The organism is Bacillus cereus group sp. BfR-BA-01524, from assembly GCF_022662595.1.
GTDB lineage: Bacteria > Bacillota > Bacilli > Bacillales > Bacillaceae_G > Bacillus_A > Bacillus_A thuringiensis_S.
This window is the reverse complement of sequence record NZ_JAKUDW010000314.1, coordinates 1-364: the sequence shown is the minus strand read 5'-3', so window position 1 is coordinate 364 and position 364 is coordinate 1. Positions and strand designations below refer to the sequence as shown.

Sequence of the window (364 nt, the reverse complement as noted above, 5' to 3'; positions counted from 1 at the left end):
TCCAATTCCATTTGAAATTACAAATGGAATGATAAATGCAGTTCAATTAGAAGTATTAAACAAATTGAATCATTTAGCACCACCAGGTCCAGAAACACCAGATCCAGAAAAACCTGGAACACCAGATCCAGAAAAACCTGGAACACCAGATCCAGAAAAACCTGGAACACCGAATCCAGAAAAACCTGGAACACCAGATCCAGAAAAGCCTGGAACACCAGATCCAGAAAAACCTGGAACACCGAATCCAGAGAAACCTGGAACACCGAATTCAAAAAAACCGGAAAAAGAATTACCGAAGACAGGGCAGAAAATGCCTGTGGAACCATATATGGGAGCACTTCTTGTAATGATGAGTTTTGGA

1 pseudogene is annotated in these 364 nt (G+C 40.9%); it reads left to right on the top strand.

The annotated features are described in order from the left end of the window. Positions 1 to 364: pseudogene (locus tag MR170_RS31240) on the top strand (hypothetical protein); the annotation flags it as partial.